Source organism: Streptomyces sp. NPDC047085 (assembly GCF_040643735.1).
Classification (GTDB): Bacteria; Actinomycetota; Actinomycetes; order Streptomycetales; family Streptomycetaceae; genus Streptomyces.
On record NZ_JBEYUW010000008.1, the window covers coordinates 169,023 to 188,256 of the forward strand.

General features: G+C 70.5%; 17 protein-coding genes and 3 pseudogenes. 4 read left to right on the forward strand and 16 right to left on the reverse strand.

Going from position 1 to position 19,234, the window contains the following annotated elements:
- Positions 1-103 precede the first annotated feature (103 nt).
- The 3 genes from smc to ABZ865_RS26160 form a co-directional block, all read right to left on the reverse strand.
- A complete protein-coding gene (gene smc / locus ABZ865_RS26150; RefSeq protein WP_361234995.1) occupies positions 104-3,724 on the reverse strand; it encodes a chromosome segregation protein SMC in 3,621 nt (1,206 codons plus the stop codon).
- Between the two features lie 245 nt (positions 3,725-3,969).
- Positions 3,970-4,173, reverse strand: a complete 204-nt coding sequence (locus tag ABZ865_RS26155; RefSeq protein WP_023546484.1) for a hypothetical protein — start codon at positions 4,171-4,173, stop codon at positions 3,970-3,972.
- Positions 4,174-4,554: 381 nt separating this feature from the next.
- On the reverse strand, positions 4,555-4,836 hold the full coding sequence (locus ABZ865_RS26160; RefSeq protein ID WP_361234998.1) for an acylphosphatase: 282 nt from the start codon (positions 4,834-4,836) through the stop codon (positions 4,555-4,557).
- A 181-nt stretch (positions 4,837-5,017) separates the two neighbouring features.
- Between ABZ865_RS26160 and ABZ865_RS26165 the strand changes: the two genes are divergently transcribed.
- Entirely contained in the window at positions 5,018-6,154 is a 1,137-nt protein-coding gene (locus ABZ865_RS26165; protein WP_361235001.1) for a CAP domain-containing protein, read from the forward strand.
- 20 nt (positions 6,155-6,174) lie between these two features.
- Here ABZ865_RS26165 and ABZ865_RS26170 read toward each other — a convergent pair whose 3' ends face one another.
- The 4 genes and pseudogenes from ABZ865_RS26170 to ABZ865_RS26185 all read right to left on the reverse strand — a co-directional run bounded on the left by ABZ865_RS26170 (position 6,175) and on the right by ABZ865_RS26185 (position 8,290).
- Positions 6,175-7,221, reverse strand: a complete 1,047-nt coding sequence (locus ABZ865_RS26170) for a site-specific integrase (protein ID WP_361235004.1) — start codon at positions 7,219-7,221, stop codon at positions 6,175-6,177.
- On the reverse strand, positions 7,221-7,415 hold the full coding sequence (locus ABZ865_RS26175) for a helix-turn-helix domain-containing protein (RefSeq protein ID WP_361235007.1): 195 nt from the start codon (positions 7,413-7,415) through the stop codon (positions 7,221-7,223). Before ABZ865_RS26175 ends, ABZ865_RS26170 begins: the two co-directional genes overlap by 1 nt.
- Positions 7,416-7,470: 55 nt before the next feature.
- Positions 7,471-7,634, reverse strand: a pseudogene (locus ABZ865_RS26180) (IS5/IS1182 family transposase); the annotation flags it as partial.
- 198 nt (positions 7,635-7,832) lie between these two features.
- Positions 7,833-8,290 (reverse strand): annotated as a pseudogene (locus tag ABZ865_RS26185) (peroxiredoxin).
- Positions 8,291-8,728: 438 nt separating this feature from the next.
- On the opposite strand from ABZ865_RS26185, the gene ABZ865_RS26190 reads away from it, so the two are divergent.
- Together ABZ865_RS26190 and ABZ865_RS26195 are read left to right on the forward strand one after the other, a co-directional pair.
- Positions 8,729-9,646 carry an alpha/beta hydrolase gene (locus ABZ865_RS26190; RefSeq protein ID WP_361235010.1) on the forward strand — a complete coding sequence of 306 codons (918 nt, stop codon included), beginning with the start codon at positions 8,729-8,731 and terminating at the stop codon, positions 9,644-9,646.
- 160 nt (positions 9,647-9,806) lie between these two features.
- Positions 9,807-10,418, forward strand: coding sequence for a helix-turn-helix domain-containing protein (locus tag ABZ865_RS26195; protein ID WP_361235013.1), 612 nt, complete (start codon positions 9,807-9,809; stop codon positions 10,416-10,418).
- 317 nt (positions 10,419-10,735) lie between these two features.
- Here the strand turns inward: ABZ865_RS26195 and ABZ865_RS26200 are convergent, their stop codons facing one another.
- On the reverse strand, positions 10,736-11,320 hold the full coding sequence (locus ABZ865_RS26200; protein WP_361235016.1) for a flavodoxin family protein: 585 nt from the start codon (positions 11,318-11,320) through the stop codon (positions 10,736-10,738).
- A gap of 138 nt (positions 11,321-11,458) precedes the next feature.
- Here ABZ865_RS26200 and ABZ865_RS26205 point away from each other — a divergent pair, with 138 nt between their 5' ends.
- A complete protein-coding gene (locus tag ABZ865_RS26205; protein ID WP_100828453.1) occupies positions 11,459-11,854 on the forward strand; it encodes a helix-turn-helix domain-containing protein in 396 nt (131 codons plus the stop codon).
- Here ABZ865_RS26205 and mutM read toward each other — a convergent pair.
- The 8 genes and pseudogenes from mutM to recG all read right to left on the reverse strand — a co-directional run bounded on the left by mutM (position 11,827) and on the right by recG (position 19,078).
- Entirely contained in the window at positions 11,827-12,687 is an 861-nt protein-coding gene (gene mutM, locus ABZ865_RS26210; protein WP_361235021.1) for a bifunctional DNA-formamidopyrimidine glycosylase/DNA-(apurinic or apyrimidinic site) lyase, read from the reverse strand. The two genes, ABZ865_RS26205 and mutM, sit on opposite strands and share 28 nt — an antisense overlap.
- Positions 12,688-12,765: 78 nt before the next feature.
- Positions 12,766-13,566 (reverse strand): ribonuclease III, encoded by an 801-nt coding sequence (gene rnc, locus ABZ865_RS26215; RefSeq protein WP_361235024.1) that lies wholly within the window; start codon positions 13,564-13,566, stop codon positions 12,766-12,768.
- A 20-nt stretch (positions 13,567-13,586) separates the two neighbouring features.
- Positions 13,587-13,760, reverse strand: a complete 174-nt coding sequence (rpmF, locus tag ABZ865_RS26220) for a 50S ribosomal protein L32 (RefSeq protein ID WP_003951102.1) — start codon at positions 13,758-13,760, stop codon at positions 13,587-13,589.
- 2 nt (positions 13,761-13,762) lie between these two features.
- Positions 13,763-14,407: a YceD family protein gene (locus tag ABZ865_RS26225; protein ID WP_361235027.1), complete on the reverse strand. Its 645-nt coding sequence runs from the start codon at positions 14,405-14,407 to the stop codon at positions 13,763-13,765.
- Positions 14,408-14,538: 131 nt separating this feature from the next.
- Complete coding sequence (locus ABZ865_RS26230) at positions 14,539-15,660, reverse strand: cell division initiation protein (RefSeq protein ID WP_361235030.1); 1,122 nt, start codon at positions 15,658-15,660, stop codon at positions 14,539-14,541.
- A gap of 57 nt (positions 15,661-15,717) precedes the next feature.
- A complete protein-coding gene (gene coaD, locus ABZ865_RS26235) occupies positions 15,718-16,197 on the reverse strand; it encodes a pantetheine-phosphate adenylyltransferase (protein ID WP_361235454.1) in 480 nt (159 codons plus the stop codon).
- A 26-nt stretch (positions 16,198-16,223) separates the two neighbouring features.
- Positions 16,224-16,814 (reverse strand): annotated as a pseudogene (rsmD, locus tag ABZ865_RS26240) (16S rRNA (guanine(966)-N(2))-methyltransferase RsmD); the annotation flags it as partial.
- A 62-nt stretch (positions 16,815-16,876) separates the two neighbouring features.
- A complete protein-coding gene (gene recG / locus ABZ865_RS26245) occupies positions 16,877-19,078 on the reverse strand; it encodes an ATP-dependent DNA helicase RecG (RefSeq protein ID WP_361235033.1) in 2,202 nt (733 codons plus the stop codon).
- Positions 19,079-19,234: the final 156 nt, after the last annotated feature.

Consider the following 19,234-nt stretch of genomic DNA (forward strand, 5'->3'; position numbering starts at 1 on the left):
GTCAATAGTTCGGTAGCTGTGAGTTTTGAGATGTGATGAGTCTCCTCACGTTCAAGAAGTGAACGTGAGGTAGTTGGATCTTGAGTGTGGACCGGCGGTGCGGCTAGCGCAGCCGCTGGGAGATGACCTTCGACACACCGTCACCCTGCATGGACACGCCGTAGAGCGCGTCGGCGACCTCCATCGTGCGCTTCTGGTGCGTGATCACGATCAGCTGCGAGGACTCCTGCAGCTCCTGCATGATCCGGATCAGCCGCTGGAGGTTGGTGTCGTCGAGCGCGGCCTCGACCTCGTCCATGACGTAGAAGGGGCTCGGCCGGGCCTTGAAGATCGACACCAGCATCGCGACGGCGGTCAGCGACCGCTCGCCGCCGGACAGCAGGGAGAGCCGCTTGACCTTCTTGCCCGGCGGCCGGGCCTCGACGTCCACGCCCGTGGTGAGCATGTTGTCGGGATCGGTGAGGACCAGCCGGCCCTCACCCCCCGGGAACAGCCGGCTGAAGACGCCCTCGAACTCGCGGGCCGTGTCCCGGTACGCCTCGGTGAAGACCTGCTCGACGCGCTCGTCGACCTCCTTCACCACCTGAAGCAGGTCGGCGCGGGTCTTCTTCAGGTCCTCCAGCTGCTCGCTGAGGAACTTGTGCCGCTCCTCCAGCGCCGCGAACTCCTCCAGGGCGAGCGGGTTGACCTTGCCCAGCTGCTGGTACGCCCGCTCGGCGGCCTTGAGCCGCTTCTCCTGTTCGGCCCGCACGAAGGGGCGGGGCTGGTTGCGCGGGTGCTCGGGGTCCTCGGGCAGGATCTCGCCCTCGGCCGGCGGCGAGGGCGGCACGAGCTGGTGCGGACCGTACTCCGTCACCAGACCCGCCGGCTCGACGCCCAGCTCCTCCAGCGCCTTGGTCTCCAGCTGCTCTATCCGCAGCCGCTTCTCGGCGCCGAGCACCTCGCCCCGGTGCACCGAGTCCGTCAACTTGTCGAGCTCGGCCTTGAGATCGCGTCCGGCGGTGCGCGCGGCGGTCAGCTCCCGCTCGCGCAGCGCCTTGGCGGCCTCGGCGGCGGACCGCTCCCGCTCGGCGCGGCCGAGGGACACCTCGATGTGCGCGAGCAGCTGGCGGGCACCGGAGGCGACGGCGCCCGCGACGGCGGCCTCGTGCCGCAGCCGGGCCCGGCGCTGCTCGGCACGCGCGCGTGCCTCGCGTTCCGCGCGGGCGGCGCGGTCGAGCGAGTCGGCGCGTCCGGCGAGCCCCTTGACGCGTTCCTCGTGGGTACGGACCTGGAGCCGGGCCTCCATCTCGGTCTGCCGGGCGTTGGCGCCGTCGGCGGCCAGCCGGTCGCGCACCGAGGTGTCCGGCTCCTCCTCGACCGGCATCTCCTCGGCGACCGCCAGCCGCTCGGCCAGCTCCTCGGCCTCCAGTACGGCCTTCTCCAGCGCCTCCTGGGCGCGTGCGGCGGCCGCGGCCGACCGTTCGGCCTCTCCGGCGGCGCCGCGGGCCTGCCCGGCGAGCCGTCCGAGCTGCTGGGCGACGGCCGACTTCTCGCGGTCGGCCGCGCGGCGCCGCTCCCCCAGCTCCTCGACCAGTGCGGCGGCCTCGGTGCGGTGTGCCGCCGCGGCGTGCTGGGCCTCGGTGAGTTCCTCGCACCGTACGGCCAGCTCGTCCAGCTCCGCCGCGGCCTCGTCCACGGAGGCCTGGACCTCCAGCAGGCTCGGCGCCCCGGCCGAGCCGCCGTGCGCGAAGTGGGCCCCGAGGAGGTCGCCTTCGGCGGTGACCGCGGTCAGTTCCGGGTGCGCGTAGACCAGGTCCTCGGCGTCCTCCAGGGTGCCGACGACGACGATTCCGCGCAGCAGGCGGTGGACCGCGGGGATGAGATCGGCGGGGCCGCGGACGAGGTCGGCGGCGAGGAGGGGGGCGTCGGGGGTGGGCAGTCGGTCGTCCGCGGGTCCGTCGTGGCCGGTCGAGCCGTTCTCCGCGGCCCGCTGGGGCGCTGCCTCCGGTGTCGGTTCCTCAGGCGTGCCTGCCAGCAGCAGCGCCGCCCGTCCTCCGTCCTGCTTGCGCAGCAGGCGGAGCGCCTCGGCCGCCGAGGCCGGGGTGGTCACGGCGATGGCGTCCGCCGCGATGCCGAAGGCGGCGGCCAGGGGGATCTCGTAGCCCGGGGTGATCGTCAGCAGTTCCGCCGCCGGGCCGAGGATGCCGGTGAGGCGGTCCCGGGCGCCGAGGAGTATGCCGGTGCCGTCCTTGCGGCGCAGGCCCAGCGCCAGCGCCTCGTGGCGGGCCTGGGTCGCGGCGCGGCGGCGCTCGGCCGCGGTGGCCGCCTCGCGGGCCGCGCTCAGGGCGGACTCGGCCTCGGCGAGCCGGCGTTTGGCGGCGTCGTGCCGGTCGGCGAGGTCGGCGTCGTCCGCGTCGAGGCCGTCGACCTCCGCCTTCAGGGCCTCGTACTCCTCCTGGGCCGAGACGGCGCGCTCCTGGGCCTCGTCGCGGGCGACGGCCAGCCGGTCGATCTCGGCCTGGGCGGAGGCGGCGCGCGAGCGGGCCGCGTTGACCTGCCCGGAGAGGCGGGCCAGGCCCTCGCGGCGGTCGGCGATGGCGCGGGCGACGTCCTTGAGGCGGCGTTCCTCGACGGCCAGCTCGCGTTCCAGCTCGGCGCGGTGGGCGACCGTGTCGTCGAGGGCGCGCTCGGCCGCTTCCAGGGCGGCCTCCAGCTCGGCCTCCTGCTCGCGGATGCGGGCGGCCTCGCGCTCCATGTCCTCGGGGTCGCGGCCGCGCCGCTCCTCGGGGGGCGCGGAGGTGGCGCTCTTCACCCGGGCGTCGGCCAACGAGACGGTGCCGCGCACGCGTTCGGCCAGCTGGGACAGCTCGTACCAGGTCTGCTGGGCGCGCTGGAGGCGCGGGCTGAGCTGCCGTACCTCGTCCTCCAGCAGGGCCTCCCGCTGGAGCGCCTTCTTCAGCTCCTGTTCGGCCGCTTCCTTGCGTTCCTTCAGGGCCGCCTCGTCGGCGATCTCGGTCTTGAGTGCGTCGCGCAGTCGTACGAGGTCGTCGGCGAGCAGGCGCAGGCGGGCGTCGCGGAGGTCGGCCTGGATGACGGCGGCCCGGCGGGCGACCGCGGCCTGGCGGCCGAGGGGCTTGAGCTGGCGGCGCAGTTCGTCGGTGAGGTCCTGCACGCGCGCGAGGTTGGCCTGCATCGCGTCGAGCTTCCGCAGCGCCTTCTCCTTGCGCTTGCGGTGCTTCAGCACACCCGCGGCCTCTTCGATGAAGGCGCGGCGGCCCATGGGGTCGGCGTGCAGGACGGAGTCGAGCTGGCCCTGGCCGACGATGACGTGCATCTCGCGGCCGATGCCGGAGTCGGAGAGGAGTTCCTGGATGTCCAGGAGACGGCAGGTGTCGCCGTTGATCTGGTACTCGCTGCCGCCGTTGCGGAACATGATCCGCGTGATGGTGACCTCGGCGTACTCGATGGGCAGCGCCCCGTCGGAGTTGTCGATGGTCAGGGACACCTCGGCGCGGCCCAGCGGGGGGCGGCCGGTGGTGCCGGCGAAGATGACGTCCTCCATCTTGCCGCCGCGCAGCGACTTGGCGCCCTGCTCGCCCATGACCCAGCTGAGCGCGTCCACGACATTGGACTTGCCCGAGCCGTTCGGACCGACGACACACGTGATCCCCGGTTCGAACCGGAGCGTGGTCGCCGAGGCGAACGACTTGAAGCCGCGGAGGGTCAGGGCCTTGAGGTGCACGCCGCTGGACTCTACCTGCCGCCGCTATCTCACTCCACGAACACTCGCAACCCCGCGGTTTCACCCATGAACATCCAGGGCACACCAGACGTTAAAGAGGCTGAAAGGATGCGCGGGGGAAAGAAAGAAGGGACGCCGAAGCGTCCCTTTGCGAACTCTGACAACATATTCCGTTGTCTGATCAACTGAGCGGTTGTTACGGGCGGCCCAACCGCTGCGCGTGCTTTCGTGGAGCGATGCAGCGATCAGGTGAGCGCAGGCTCCGCCTGGTGTGCGTCGATGCTCTCCATGATCCTGTCCTGAGAGGCGGCAGCCGTCAGCGCGTCGTTCTCCGCCTGGATCCGTACGAGCTCGGATTCCAGGTCCTGGACACGCTGCTGCAGCCGTCGCATCTCGGCGAGGAGTCGAGGGTCGGAGCCGCCGACGTAACCGAGAAGCGCCTTTGCCATGATGGATGGTCCTCCACACTGAGTGACCGACCGATGCGGTGTGGGTCGTGAGGGATTCGCACCCGTGGTGCTTGGCACACTCGAGTGTTTCTCTGCGGATCTACATGCCAAACAGCTAAGGTGCGCGGGGCTTTCAGCGTCTCACCAAAAAGTTTGACGGTCAACACGATCACGCCCTGTATTGGGGGGCAAACCCGGTGCGCGCGGCCGATGGACGGCGGCGCCGCGACTCCTGCGGGGCCCTCAGGGCGTACGGACCAGCTGTACGAGCGGAGCCTCCCACGCCGAGCCGTCCTTGGCAACCACCAGGTCATTTCTGCTTCGGGCACATGCCCCTGACAAGTCGACGCGGGTCCACCTGCGGGACTTTACGGAAACGGGTCAGCGGATGCCGAAGCCGTCGTAGCCGCCGCGCGGTGTGTCCCAGATCTCGGTGACGCCGTCCACGCGCCCGGGCGTGTCGTCCCCCTGGAGCCAGTCGAGCAGTCCCTCGCAGTCCTCGCGCGCCCCCTCCGCGACCACCTGGACCCGGCCGTCGTCCAAATTGAGAGCAAAACCACTCAGGCCGCCGATCTCCAGCGCCTTGGCACGCGTGAACCAGCGGAAACCCACACCTTGGACGCGTCCGCGCACCCAGGCGATCAGCCGTACATCCTCGCTCATGGATGCAACCTAACCAGCCGATGTCGCTCGGGACACTTCCTCCCCCTGCGCCATGCGGTACCGTCCGGACCCAATGCATCTCATATGAAACTCACTCGTTCGAGTGAGTCGGGTTGGCCAGAAGGAGTCATCCGCCCCACAGGCACCGGTCGACCGCGAGCACGAGGAAGAGGGCAAGGGCATGGGACGCCACCGACGCTCCGCCGCCGGCCGCGCCGCCAAGGGCCGGGCCACCGAGGTCACGCATACGCACCACTCCGGTACGGGCAGCGACGACCTGCACTCGTACGCGAGCGGCCGCGAGCCCATGGGCATCGCGCCCTACCTCAACCCGGAGGCGTACGCCGAGACCAACGCCCGCAGCACGGCCTATCTCTTCGCGACGACCGCGCAGCCGCCCGCCGGCGAGGCGAACGGCGGCCTCCCCCCGTTCGGTGACGGCGACGGCGGGTTCGTCCCGGCCGGCGGCGCCCCGCACGGGCACCGGCACGTGAAGAAGAAGGCCGCGAAGCCGGTCCGCACGGGTCTGCTCGGCGTCACCGCCGCGGTCGCCCTCGGCGCCGGCGCGGTGGCGGCCGGTGTGGTGCCCGGACTGCAGAACTACCAGCTCGGCGGCGGTACGAGCACCAGTGCCGGCGAGCGGACGCAGGCCGGTGACTCCCCCACCAACTCGGCCACCGAGCAGGGCGGCACCTCCGGCACCGCCGACACCCCGGGCACGGGCGGCGCCGGGACGGGCGGCGGCGCCACGCACCCGGCCTCGCCCAGCCCGTCCGCCTCCGCGTCCCCCTCGAAGTCCGCGTCGGCGTCGTCCACCCCGACGAAGCCGGCGAGGACGAAACCGGCCTCGAAGGCCACGCCCGCCAAGCCGAAGCACACCCCGTCGCACAAGCCACCGAAGGCGCCCAGGGTGACTCCCCCGCCGGTGACGGTGTCGGTGCGGGCCGCCGCCGAGGCGGAGGTGCTGAAGCTCGTCAACGAGGAGCGGGCGAAGGTCGGTTGCAGCGCGCTGGCGGCGAACTCGTCGCTGACCGGGCTGGCGGAGGCCCTCAGCGACGACATGGCCGTGCGGGACTTCTTCGACCACACCGACCCGGACGGGGCGACGCCGTGGGACCGGGCCGCGAAGGCCGGCATAGCCGACCTCGGCGGCGAGAACATAGCCCGCGGCCAGGCCGACGCGGCAGCCGTCATGGCGGCCTGGATGGACAGCCCCGCCCACCGGGCCAACATCCTGAACTGCGACTTCAAGACCCTCGGAGTCGGCGTGCACTTCGCGCCCGGCGGCCCTTGGTGGACGCAGGACTTCGGCTACTGAGATTCCCGCAGGTCAGACGGCTAAGCACCCTCCTGGGCCGTGTCCGGGCCGTCAATCGTGGGTTCCTCGTCGGCGAAGACGCGATCCACAGCGGCCCGGGTCCGTGTCCCAATCGACGGCATCAGGTGCGTGTACGTCCGCAGCGTGAAGCCGGGGTCATGGTGGCCCAGGTACTCACTGAGAGCCTTGATGCTCTCCCCCGCATCCAGCAGCACCGAGGCATAGAAGTGCCGCAGCGCGTGCATGCCGTTGTCCCGCCCGGTCTCGACACCCACGGCCCGAAGCGCCGGCCGCCATACGCGGTCGTTGAAGCGGTTCCGATCCAGCGGCAGCCCCATGGTGCCGGTGAAGATCAGCGATGCCGTGACGGGCGGACCGTCGAGGGTCTTCCACGGCAGCGTGATCCTCGCGGCCGGGTGGCGCTTGAGGTGACTGGCCAGTGCGAAAGCGACGGACTCAGGCAGAGGAACCCCACGCTCCTTTCCGCCCTTCGGCGGGGCGAACACCGGCCGGGACAGCCGCAGTAGCTTGACCTGCCGCACGACGTGCACCACTCCCCCGAGGAAGTCCACGTCTTCCACGGCCAGGCCGAAGGCCTCACCCTGACGCAGACCGCACCCGGCCGCGACGTTGACGAGGGCCTGATAGCGGTCCGGCAGCGCCGAGCGCACGGCCATGATTCGTTCGGCAGGCCACGGCTTGACCTTACGAGGCTCCAGGCGCGGTGCCCGCACAGACCGAGCGCTGCTCTCCACGGACTCACGGGTCAGGGGGTCCGTGATCTGCGTGGCCATCCACTCTGTGGCGTACTGCTCGAACGTCACCTTGCCGGCATCGGGATCGAGGTAGTCTCCGCGCGACATGTCGGCCTCGATGTTGGCCAGCCACTGTTCCGCCTTGCGCTTCTGCTTGTCCGGGAAGCTCTTGGACCTCTCCGATCCATCCGGGCCGACGTAGCGAGCCCGGTAGCACAGCCCAACGCCATGACGTTCGGTCTTCACCCGGCGAGGCTTGCCGTCCGGCCCGGTCTCCGTCTTGTACCAGCGGTCTTGGATGTGCCCGGCCATCAGGCGGCCCCTTCCATCAGGGACTCGACCCAGGCGCGCACGTCTTCCGGGTCGAAGCGCAGATGCCGGCCGACGCGGAAACCACGGGGGCCAGTCCCCTTGCGCCGCCACTGGTAGACGGTCTCGACCGGCACTCCGAGCAGGTCAGCAACGTCAATCGGCGTCAGGTATCGGGAAGGCAGCGAGCGCCTCATGCGCACACCTCCCAGTCGTCCAGGTCTGCCAGGGCTTCGCGTGCTGTCTCTCGGTTCAGGCGGATCCGGAGAGGCGCTCGGTCTCGGCCCAGTGGACACGGGACTCGGACGAGGCGGGCAGCGACTCGTAGTCGCGGACAGGCGTCGGTGCAGCATGAGCGTGCCGTTCGTCTGCTCGGCCCGCCAGCGGATCGGCTGCGGCACGAAGCCCTTGTCCTTGTCGGGCTCGGCATCACCGGCGAGATCGCCGCGGCCCGCGAGTAGCGCGCTCCGCCCCGTCCGTGGAATCGAAACAGAGCGAAATGCCACCGGCCCGCCGCGCCTCCTGGGGGCGGCGGGCCGGTGGTGCCCAGCCATGCCGGTTGTGGACACGGGGACAGCCCGGCGTCCCGAGCCACGCAGACGTGTCCGGTGCGGTCAGGCGCCGACCGAGTTGCGCAGGGCGGCGAGCGCCCGGTCGGCGTGCGCGTTCATGTTGATCTCGCTCTTTATGGCTTCGATCAGGCGGAAGTCGGTGCCGATCACAAACGTCTTGCGCTTGGCGTTCAGCGGGCCCCAACTTCGGTGCGCATCGAAGATCCGGGCGACCGCGCCGTCGGGGTCGGAGAGCAGCGGGTAGTCGAAGGAGTGGCGCTCCGTGAACTTCTGCTGCTTCTCGGGCGTGTCCGGGCTGATTCCCACGCGCTGTGCCCCCACCGCCTTGAACTCTGCGGCCAGGTCGCGGAAGTGGCATGCCTCCTTGGTGCAGCCGGCGCTCATGGCCGCCGGTAGAAGAAGAGCACCACGGGGCCCTGGGCAAGGAACTCACCCAGCGACCGGGGGTTGCCGGTCTCGTCCGGCAGGGTGAAGTCAGGGACGGAGTCGCCGATGTCCATGTTCGCCAGGCTCCCATTCGTGAGACAGAACGTTCTATGAAGCAGACTGTAGCGCGCCTTGCCGGGACCGCAAGGGGTCGCGTGCGGACGGGGCCGGTCGCAGCCGTCCGGAGCCTCATCGCCACGGATCCCCTGCGCGCGCCCGCGTCAGGCCTGTGAGCTGCGACTTCGCACGACTCCTGCGGACGCGGGCCACCCCCAGCGATCACCGCGTAACTCGGATCACAGACCCCGGTGCGGCCGATCCGGCCTGCGTACTCGGCGACAGAAGTCCTGACGTCGCCGGGGTGGGCGCTCGCCCCCTTTCGGCGACCGAGCCGGCCCGCCGGAGAAGCCCGCCCCCTCCACCTCTTGACAGGGAACGGGGACTCTCGGCCTATAGTGAACGGAACGTTCTATCTTGCCTAGCTGCCTCCCTCCCCCCTTTGGAGAAAACCCATGCTTCACCGTCGCCGCAGCCTGCGTCCCGCCCTCTTCGCCGCCGGGGGGGTGGCGGCCGTGGGCCTGGGATTTCTGGTCGTGCCGCTCGCCTCGGCCTCGACGTCTCCCTCTGCCCCGGTAGCCACCACCAGCGCCGAGACGCCCAGCACCCAGGCGGACAGCACCGGGGACCACAGCAACGCGAAGCCCACCATCGTGCTGGTGCACGGCGCCTGGGGCGACGCCTCGGGCTGGAGCAAGGTCGTCAAGGAGCTGCAGGCGGACGGCTACACGGTCGCCGCCCCGCCCGACCAGCTGCGCGGTCTGTCCAGTGACGCCGCCTACCTTGCGGACTACCTCAAGACCATCACTGGACCCGTCGTCCTGGTCGGCCACTCCTATGGCGGAGCCGTCATCACCGACGCCGCCACCGGGAATCCCAACGTGAAGGCCCTGGTCTACATCGCCGCCTTCGCCCCCGACGCGGGCGAGAGCGCCAACGATCTCGCCGCCAAGTTCCCCGGCAGCCACATCACCGACGACCCCACGGCCCAGATCCCCACGGCCCTCAACGCCGTCCCCTTCACCCAGGCCGGCGGGGGCACCGGGGTCGACCTCTACATCAAGCCCGACAAGTTCAACGACCTCTTCCTCAGCAACCGCGTTTCCACCCGCACCGCGGCCGAACTCGCCGCCGCCCAGCGGCCCATCGCCCCGCAGGCCGTGGGTGAGCCGTCCGGCACTCCGGCCTGGAAGACGGTCCCCTCCTGGTACCTCGTCGCCACGGACGACAACCTCATCCCGCCGGCCACCGAGCGCTTCATGGCCCAGCGCGCCCATGCCCACACCGTCGAGGTGAACGCGCCCCACGCGGCGATGATCACCAACGCCGACGCCGTCACGTCGCTCATCCTCGACGCCGCCCAGGCAGGCTGACCGCGCCGTTCCCAGCCTCCGCTTCCCGGCCCGGTTCCGCACCGGGCCGGGAAGCGGGGCTACTCGCAGGACCGGTCCACCCGCTCCCGCACGCCTCGGCTCCCATCGGAGCGCGAACGCGACGCACCCGATAAGACGAACCGTTCTGTATTGTGTCTGAATGACCTCTGCCCCGCCCCCCGCCCATGTTTCGGCCCGGCCCTCCGAGGCCCGCGAGCGGCTCCTGGCCGCCTCAATGCGCGTCTTCTATGACGAGGGCATCCACGCCGTGGCCGTCGACAGGGTGATCGCCGAGGCTCAGGTCACCCGCGCGACGTTCTACCGGCATTTCCCCAGCAAGGAGGACCTGGTTCGGGCATACCTGGAAGCCACGGACCAGAACATCCGCGCAACCCTGGCACGTGCCGCCCAGATGACGGGCGAGCCCGGCGAGTTGCTCATGCTGATAGTGCACGGCATCGGCGAGGAGGTGTGCCGTCCGGGATTCCGTGGCTGCCCGTTCATCAATGCGGCTGCCGAGTACCCCGATGCGGACCACCCCGTGCGTCAGGCCGTGACCGCGCACCGCGCCTGGTTCCACGACACGCTCACCTCCCTGCTGACCAGGGCGGGTCACCCGGATCCGGAACGGGCGGCACGCACCCTGTTCCTGCTCCGCGACGGCGCCATGGTGGCCGGCTATCTCGAAGACGCGGAACAGGCCCGACTCGACCTGGCACGTGGCGCAGAGACGCTCATCAAGTCCGCGTACCAGGACCGGCATTCCGGCTGACCACGACCGCGGGCCGGAGCCGATCCCAGGCCCTTGAGGCTGCATCGTTGCCCCGCCTCGGGCCGTCTCGGGGCCGTCAAAGGGCGCTCAACGACGACCAACGCTGACAACCATCGACAGCTAAGCCGCAGGTCGCAGCGTTGATCGATTGCACGGCCGCAGGTCAGAGACCCGGCCCTTCACTTCTTCGGCTACTGAGCGGCAGCCCGCCGGGCCCTGCGCCCGTTGCACGGCGGCGACTCGCCGGACCCTGAGCCCCTTACGCCGCGGCCCGTCGCCCTGCGCTCCTTACACCGAGACCCCGGGCCTGATGCCCGTTACGCGGCGACGCGTCCTCGTGCGAACACCGCCGCCGTCTCCGTGACCCGGCGGCCCAGGTGCTCCGCCGTGGCGATGTCGGCCTTGTGCACGGCGTCCGGACCCTCGTCCACGTTGGTCTGGGCCGCGGCTCCCGCGAAGACGCCGAGGCGGTTGAGGTCGTGCTCGGAGGCCTCGGAGCTGTTCCAGCCGGGGTGGAGGCCGAGGTTGATCCAGTTCATGCCGTGCTGGGCGGCGAGGATCTGGAAGAACTGCAGGGTGTGCAGCTTGTCGCCGCTCTTGGAGCCGGAGTTGGTGAAGCCGGCGGCGAGCTTGTCCTTCCAGTCCTGGCCGAACCAGCGCTTCGAGGTCTCCTCGGCGAAGACGTGGAAGGCGCCCGAGGCCGTACCCATGTAGGTGGGCGAGCCGAAGACGATCGCGTCGGAGCGGTCGAGCGTCGCCCACTGCTCCTCGGTGATCTCGTCCACCTTGATCAGGTGCACCTCGGCGCCGGCCTCTGCGGCACCGGCGCGGACGGCCTCGGCGAGGACGGCGGTGTGGCCGTAGCCGGAGTGGTAGGCGATGGACACGACAGGGGTGGTCACGATCATGGCTCCTCTGGGGAATCAAGAAACAGCCCGAACGGCTCGAACGGCCAGCTCGGCAGCAGTAACCACAGGAAAGCACTAACTTGTAGTTAGCGCAACCTGGTGGCCAGCGCTGCGCTCACGTACCCTTGGGCCATGACCGGTATCACCCAGGAGCAGGACGACCTCGCGTACGACGTGTTCGCCAAGGCATGCCCCTCGCGCGGCACGCTGGAGCACGTGACGGGACGCTGGGGCGGGCTGACGCTCGGCGCGCTGTACGAGGGCTCGATGCGCTTCAACGAGCTGCGCCGTCGCGTCGACGGGGTGAGCGAGAAGATGCTGTCCCAGACGCTGCACGCGCTGGAACGCGACGGACTGGTGCACCGCGAGGCCCAGCCGACCAACCCGCCCCGGGTGGACTACGAACTGACGCCCCTGGGCCGCGCGGTCGCCGAGCGGCTGCTCGCCCTCATCCACTGTGTGGAGGGCTCGATGGACGACGTCCTCGCGGCCCGCGCGCGTTACGACGAGACGCGCGGCGCCCTCTGACACGTCGGGCAGAAGTAGCTGGACCGGTTCATCCAGGGACGGCGGCGCATGGGTGTGCCGCACCGCTTGCAGGGCAGGCCCTCGCGTCCGTACGCGTCCAGGGACCGGTCGAAGTAACCCGACTCACCGTTGACGTTGACGTACAGGCTGTCGAAGCTGGTGCCGCCGACGGCGAGGGCCTCGTTCATGACGTCCCGGATGTGGCCGAGAAGCGCCGTCGTGACCGGGCGGGTGAAGTTCGCCGTGGGGCGTTCGTAGTGGACGCGGGTGCGCCAGAGGGCCTCGTCCGCGTAGATGTTGCCGACACCGCTGATCAGCGACTGGTCGAGCAGGGCCCGCTTGATGGTGGTCCGCTTGCGGCGCAGGGCCTGGTGGAAGGCCTCGTCGTCGAACAGCGGGTCGAGGGGGTCGCGGGCGATGTGCGCGATGACGTCGGGCAGTCCGTCGGGTGTGTTGTCGTGCAGCGAGAGACCGCCGAAGGTGCGCTGGTCCACGAAGCGGAGTTCGGTGCCGAGGGAGTCGGCGAAGCGGACGCGGATGCGCAGGTGCTTCTCGTCCGGCGCCTCGTGCGGCTGGACCAGCAGCTGGCCGCTCATGCCGAGGTGGGCGAGGACGGACTGGTGCGTGTCGTCCAGCGGCAGCCACAGGTACTTGCCGCGCCGGCTCGGGACGCCGACGCGGTGGCCCTTGAGGCGGTGCGCGAAGTCGTCGGCGCCCGCCACGTGCCGGCGTACGGCCCGCGGGTGCAGCACTTCGGCTTCGGCGACGGTGCGGTGGGCGACCCACCGCTCCAGGCCGCGCCGGACGACCTCGACCTCGGGCAACTCGGGCATCGGGACTCCCGTACCGGACTGTTCATGGGCCGAGCGCCCGCCCCACCACGGGGACGGGCGCTCAGGACGCGCTGTTCGTCAGGCAGAGACGGGCGACGGGCCTTCGCCGTCCGCGACGGCCTCTTCGGCCGCCTTGGCATGCTCGGCCGCCTTGACGCGCTCGTCCGCCGCAGCCCTGATGGACCGCCAGGCGGACTCGGCTGCCTGCTGCTCCGCCTCCTTCTTGCTGCGGCCGGTGCCGGTGCCGTACGAGACGCCTCCGACGCGGGCGGCAGCAGTGAAGGTCTTCTCGTGGTCGGGGCCGGTCTCCGTGACCAGGTACTCGGGCACGCCGAGCCCCTCGATCGCGGTCAGCTCCTGGAGACTGGTCTTCCAGTCCAGGCCGGCTCCGAGGTTCGAGGACTTCTCGATCAGCGGGTCGAAGAGCCGGTGCACCAGCTCGGACGCCGCGTCGAGGCCCTGATCGAGATAGACCGCGCCGATCACCGCTTCGAGGGTGTCGGCGAGGATGGACGCCTTGTCCCGGCCGCCCGTGCCCTCTTCACCCCGGCCGAGCCGGATGAAGGCGCCCAGGTCGAGGCCGCGGCCCACCTCCGCCAGCGCACGCGAGTTGACCACCGCGGCCCGCAGCTTGGCCAGCTGGCCCTCGGGCAGGTCGGGGTGGGTGCGGTACAGCGTGTCCGTGACGACGAGGCCGAGCACGGAGTCCCCGAGGAACTCCAGCCGCTCGTTCGTCGGCAGACCGCCGTTCTCGTACGCGTAGGAACGGTGGGTCAGCGCACGCACCAGAAGGGCGGACTCGACGTTGTAGCCGAGCCGCCCTTCCAGAAGCGTGTGGGACGAGGCCTGGTTTTCCGCCGCCTTCTTGGGACTGGACACAGTGCCTCTCACCAGCCCGCTCAGACTTCGAGGACCTGGCGCTTGTTGTAGGTGCCGCAAGACGGGCACGCGATGTGCTGCTGCTTGGGCTCGTGGCAGCGCTCGCACGCAACCAGGGTGGGGACCGCAGCCTTCCACTGCGACCGGCGGTGGCGCGTGTTGCTGCGCGACATCTTCCGCTTCGGAACAGCCACGGCTACTTCTCCTGCTTCTCGTCGACGCCCGCTTCGGCGCCGCTCATCTCGTCCTTCTCGCCGGATTCGAGCGAACCGGCGAGTCCCTGCAAAGCCGCCCAACGGATGTCGACGGCGTCGTGGTGGTGGTCCGGGTCGTCCGCGAGCCGCGCTCCGCACTCGGAGCACAGACCCGGGCAGTCGTCCTGGCACACCGGCTGCATCGGCAGTGCGAGCACCACCGCATCGCGCAGCAGAGGTTCGAGGTCGAAGAGTCCGTCCTCGATGAAGAACCTGTCCTCGTCGTCCTCGGCGTCGTCGCCCGGTTCCGCGATCACGCGGCCCCGGTCGTCGGCGTCAGGGTACGAGAACAGCTCCTGGAAGTCCGCTTCGAGCTCCAGCTCGACCGGCTCCAGACACCTTACGCACTCCCCCTCGGCCTGTGCACGGGCGGTGCCTGTGACGAGCACCCCTTCCATGACCGACTCGAGCCGGAGTTCGAGCTCCACCGGGGCGCCTTCCGGCACTCCGATGACACCCTGGATACCGAGATCCGCGGGGGCGTCGATCTCGCGGGTCAGGCGCTGCAGCGCGCCAGGACGCCGACCCAGCTCGTGCGTGTCGAACACGAGGGGGTTGCGGTGGTCGAGGCGGGCGTTGGAAGCCATTCCTGCTTTCGATCTTCGAACTCGGAGGGACGCCGCCCGTCGCTTTCCCGGGCAGCGTTGATCGCGGACGTACGCGCGACCGAAGAGCCAGGATACTGGACCTTTCGCTCAGGGCCCAATCCGGTGGGTGGCTACAGGCCGCGGCCCTGCTCGTACGCCCGCAGCTGCTCCGCGCTGATCATGCTCGTGTCGAAGAGGCTGGTCTCGTCGAGGGCGTAGCCCTGCTGGGGCTGGTGCGGGTGTGACTGATGGGCCTGCTGGGCCTGCTGGGCCTGCTGAGGCTCGTACGCGCCCTGCTGGGGGTCGTAGCCCTGGTAGGCGTAGGGATCGGCCTGCTGGTAGCCGTACGGGTCCTGCTGGGCGTAGCCGCCCTGCTGCGGGAAGCCGGGGGCACCCCCCGCCGGGGCGTAGCCGGAGGCGGAGGAGTACGGGTCCGGCTGCTGCTGGTAGCCGTAGGCCGGCTGCGGCTCGTACGACGGCTCCGGCTGCGGGGCCCCCGGCGACTGCCGGTCCGGGCGCTCGGCCGGGGCCTCCTCGGCGAGGGCCGCGAGGTCGGCGAGGTAGTCGGCGTCGCTGGAGTGCTGGAACGTCGTGGTGTCGTCGGCGAGGGCGCCGAGGTCGTCGGTGGCGATCCGGCCGTGCAGCTTCTGCCGGCCGCGGCCGACGGCCTCCAGGGTCTTGGCGAGGACCGCCTCGAAGGCGCCCAGCTTGGCGTCGACGTACGCGTCGGCGTTGTGCCGCAGGGTCTCGGGGTCCTGGCTGCGCTCGGGGGCGTCCTCGTCCTCGTAGCCGTTCTCGTCCAGGCCGGGGCCGGTGCCGAGCAGTTTCTCGCGGCCGCGGCCGACCGAACCGAGGGTCTTGGTGAGGACGACCTCGAAGTTGGCGAGTTTGGAGTCGACGTAGTCGTCGGCGTCGGCGCGGATCTCCTCGGCCTCCTGGCGGGCCTCGGCGACGATCCGGTCGGCCTCGGCCTGGGAGCGGCGGGCGATCTCGGTGCCGGAGATCAGCGAGCCGCGCTCGGCGTGCGCGTTCTCGATGATCCGCTCGGCCTCCAGACGGGCCTGCTCGACCATCTGCTCACGCCCGCCGATCAGCTCCTGCGCCTGGGCGAGGGAGCCGGGCAGGGCCTGGCGCACCTCTTCGAGCATCGCGAGCAGCTCGGCGCGGTTGACCACGCAGGAGGCCGACATGGGCATGGATCGCGCGCCGGCCACCGCGGAGACGATCTCGTCGAGCTTGTTCTGGACGTCCACCTGTGCTCGCCACTCTCTACAGCTGTGTTGGAGACGGACGGGACGACTGTAGTCCCATCAGCCTTTGTGAAGACGCTCGTTCAGGGCGTCCAGGACCTGGGGCGGCACCAGGTGGGAGACGTCGCCGCCCCAGGCCGCCACCTCCTTGACCAGCGAGGAGGACAGGAAGCTGTACGTGGGGTTGGTGGGCACGAACAGCGTTTCGACTCCGGTGAGGCCGTTGTTCATCTGGGCCATCTGGAGTTCGTAGTCGAAGTCGCTGACGGCGCGCAGGCCCTTGACGATCGCGGGGATGTCGCGCTGCTTGCAGAAGTCGACGAGGAGGCCGTGGAAGGCCTCGACGCGGACGTTGGCGAAGTCTGCGGTGACCTCGCGGATCAGCTCGATCCGCTCCTCGATCTCGAACAGGCCCTTCTTGGACTTGTTGATCATCACCGCGACCCAGACCTCGTCGTACAGACGGGAGGCGCGGGCGATGATGTCGAGGTGTCCATTGGTGATCGGGTCGAACGACCCGGGACATACGGCGCGGCGCACTTGAGATCCCTCGCTCTCCGGTCCGGTCATCGTGCGTCTTCGCACGTAGAGGCGGCGCGACCGTACCAAAACGTTCCCTCGCCGTAGCGACGGGACCGCAGGCCCTCGAAGCTGTCCGGCCACCGGAATTCGCCACCTCTGGTGCTGCGCTCCACGGTGACGAGGGCTTCTTCGCCGAGCCAGCCTTCCGAGCGGAGTGTGAGCAGAATCTCCCGAAGATCGTCGTCCGTGACGGCGTACGGCGGGTCGAGGAAGACCAGGTCGTACGGCTCGCCGGGGGGTGCGGTTCTGATCACTTGTTCCGCTTTGCCCGCTCGTACCTCCGCGCCGGGCAGGCCCAGGTTCTTCACGTTCTCCCGGACGACACGGGCCGCGCGGGCATCGGCCTCGACCAGGAGGGTGTGGCTCGCGCCCCGGGACAGGGCCTCCAGGCCCACGGCTCCCGAGCCGGCGTAGAGGTCCAGGACCCGTTCGCCGTCCAGGGGGCCGCCGAGGAGGGACTGCCAGGTGGAGAAGAGACCTTCGCGCGCACGGTCGGAGGTCGGCCGGGTTCCGGTGCCGGGCGGTACCGAGAGGCGCCGTCCGCCTGCCCTGCCGGCGATCACGCGAGTCATTTCTGGGTCCTTCTTCGTGGGCGGCTTACGGACTCAAGTCTGGCAGGCCCACCTGGAGGAACACTTCAGCCCTTTTCCAGGTACTGCTCCCTCTCCTCGTCCAGCAGGGCGTCCAGGGCCGTGCGCAGGCCGGGGAGACGGTCCAGGTCGGGGTCGGCGGCCACGACCGCTGCCGCCTCGTCTCTCGCCTCCGCGATGATCTCCTCGTCCTCGATGACTTCCAGGACCCGCAGGCTGGAGCGGGTGCCGGACTGGGCCTGGCCGAGGACGTCGCCCTCGCGGCGCTGTTCGAGGTCGATGCGGGAGAGTTCGAAGCCGTCGAGGGTGGCGGCGACGGCGTCGAGGCGCCGGCGGGCGGCGCTGGCCTCGGGCATCTCGGTGACGAGGAGGCAGAGGCCGGGGGCCGAGCCCCGGCCGACGCGGCCGCGGAGCTGGTGGAGCTGGGAGACGCCGAAGCGGTCGGCGTCCATGATCACCATGGCGGTGGCGTTGGGGATGTTGACGCCGACCTCGATGACCGTGGTGGCGACCAGGACGTCGGTCTCGCCGGCGGCGAAGCGGCGCATGACCGCGTCCTTGTCGTCGGGATGCATACGGCCGTGCAGGACCTCGACCCTGAGGCCCTGGAGGGGGCCCTTGGCGAGCTGGTCGGCCACGTCGAGGACGGCCAGGGGCGGGCGCTTCTCGGCCTCGTCCTCCGGGGACTTCTTCGCCTTCTTCGGGTCATCCTCCTCGTCACCGATCCGGGGGCAGACGACGTATGCCTGATGGCCGTTCCCCACCTCCTCGCGCACCCGCTCCCAGGCGCGGGCCAGGAAGTGCGGTTTGTCGGCGGCGGGGACCACGTGGGTGGCGATCGGGGAGCGGCCGGCCGGGAGCTGGTCCAGGACCGAGGTCTCCAGGTCGCCGAAGACGGTCATCGCGACCGTGCGCGGGATGGGGGTGGCTGTCATGACCAGCAGGTGCGGGGGCTGTTTGCCCTTGCCGCGCAGGGCGTCGCGCTGTTCCACGCCGAAGCGGTGCTGTTCGTCGACGACCACCAGGCCGAGGTCGTGGAACTGCACCTTGTCCTCGATCAGCGCGTGCGTGCCGATCACGATGCCGGCCTCCGCGGTGACGAGGTCGAGCAGCGCCTGACGGCGGGCGGCGGCCCCCATGGAGCCGGTGAGCAGGACCACCTTGGTGGCGTGCTCGGCGCCGCCCAGCATGCCTCCCTCGGCCAGCTCGCCCATCATCTCGACGATCGAGCGGTGGTGCTGCTGGGCCAGGACCTCGGTGGGCGCGAGCATGGCGGCCTGACCGCCGGCGTCGACGGTGGCGAGCATGGCGCGGAGGGCCACCAGCGTCTTGCCGCTGCCCACCTCGCCCTGGAGCAGGCGGTGCATGGGGTGTTCGGTGGCGAGGTCGTCGAAGATCTCCTTGGAGACCTTCTGCTGGCCCTCGGTGAGGGTGAAGGGGAGGCGGTCGTCGAAGGCGGTCAGGACGCCGTCGGGCCGGGGTGCCCGGGGGACGGCCGGGAGTTGGCTTTCGGCGTGGCGGCGGCGGGCGAGGGCGACCTGAAGGACGAAGGCCTCGTCCCACTTGAGGCGGGAGCGGGCGTCGGCGATGTCGGCCTTGGTGTGCGGGCGGTGGATCTTGAGCAGGGCCTCGGGGAGGGTGACCAGGCCCCTGCCCTCCCGGAGGGCGGGCGGAAGCGGGTCGAGGGCCTCCTGGGCGCTGGGCAGCACCGTCTGGACGGCCTTGCCGATCTTCCAGGACTCCAGTTTGGCGGTGGCCGGGTAGATGGGGATCAGGGCGCCGGCCCAGGTCTCGACGGTCTCGTCGCTGTCGCCGTTCAGCAGTTCGTAGGCGGGGTGGGCGAGTTGGAGGCGGCGGTTGAAGACGGAGACCTTGCCGGCGAACATCGCGCGGGTGCCCGGCAGCAGCTCCTTGTGCGGCTTGTGCACGCCGTTGCCGAAGAAGACCAGCTGGAGCCGGCCGCTGCCGTCCGTGATCGTGACTTCGAGCCGCTGGCCCTTGCCGCGCGGGGCCTTGGCGGAGGCGAAGGTGTGCAGGCGGGCGTCGGCGACCTGGGCGACCACCGTGACGTGCTCGTCCATGGGGAGGTCGGCGAGGTGGGTGAGCTGACCGCGCTCCTCGTATCTGCGCGGGTAGTGGTGCAGGAGGTCGCCGACGGTGTGCAGGCCGAGGTGCTCGGCCATCACCTTCGCGGTGGCGGGGCCGAGCACCTTCTTCAGTGGTTCTTCCAGTGCGGGCACGAGATCCATTGCACACCACGGCACTGACAATGCCGTAGACCCGGCCCCGCGGATGCGCCGCGCACCGCCCCGCGGATGCGCCGCCCGCGACCCCGCGGTTCGCCCCCGGATGCCGTATTCGTCTGGGAAACCCCTGGTCAGGTGCGCTGATCCGGGCCTAGGATG

What these genes read in the sequence shown, in the direction of transcription:
- ABZ865_RS26155 (WP_023546484.1), bottom strand. Translation starts at nt 4,173, where the DNA reads ATGGCAAAGGCGCTTCTCGGTTACGTCGGCGGCTCCGACCCTCGACTC.
- ABZ865_RS26160 (WP_361234998.1), bottom strand. Translation starts at nt 4,836, where the DNA reads ATGAGCGAGGATGTACGGCTGATCGCCTGGGTGCGCGGACGCGTCCAA.
- ABZ865_RS26165 (WP_361235001.1), top strand. Translation starts at nt 5,018, where the DNA reads ATGGGACGCCACCGACGCTCCGCCGCCGGCCGCGCCGCCAAGGGCCGG.
- ABZ865_RS26170 (WP_361235004.1), bottom strand. Translation starts at nt 7,221, where the DNA reads ATGGCCGGGCACATCCAAGACCGCTGGTACAAGACGGAGACCGGGCCG.
- ABZ865_RS26175 (WP_361235007.1), bottom strand. Translation starts at nt 7,415, where the DNA reads ATGAGGCGCTCGCTGCCTTCCCGATACCTGACGCCGATTGACGTTGCT.
- ABZ865_RS26190 (WP_361235010.1), top strand. Translation starts at nt 8,729, where the DNA reads ATGCTTCACCGTCGCCGCAGCCTGCGTCCCGCCCTCTTCGCCGCCGGG.
- ABZ865_RS26195 (WP_361235013.1), top strand. Translation starts at nt 9,807, where the DNA reads ATGACCTCTGCCCCGCCCCCCGCCCATGTTTCGGCCCGGCCCTCCGAG.
- ABZ865_RS26205 (WP_100828453.1), top strand. Translation starts at nt 11,459, where the DNA reads ATGACCGGTATCACCCAGGAGCAGGACGACCTCGCGTACGACGTGTTC.
- mutM (WP_361235021.1), bottom strand. Translation starts at nt 12,687, where the DNA reads ATGCCCGAGTTGCCCGAGGTCGAGGTCGTCCGGCGCGGCCTGGAGCGG.
- ABZ865_RS26225 (WP_361235027.1), bottom strand. Translation starts at nt 14,407, where the DNA reads ATGGCTTCCAACGCCCGCCTCGACCACCGCAACCCCCTCGTGTTCGAC.
- recG (WP_361235033.1), bottom strand. Translation starts at nt 19,078, where the DNA reads ATGGATCTCGTGCCCGCACTGGAAGAACCACTGAAGAAGGTGCTCGGC.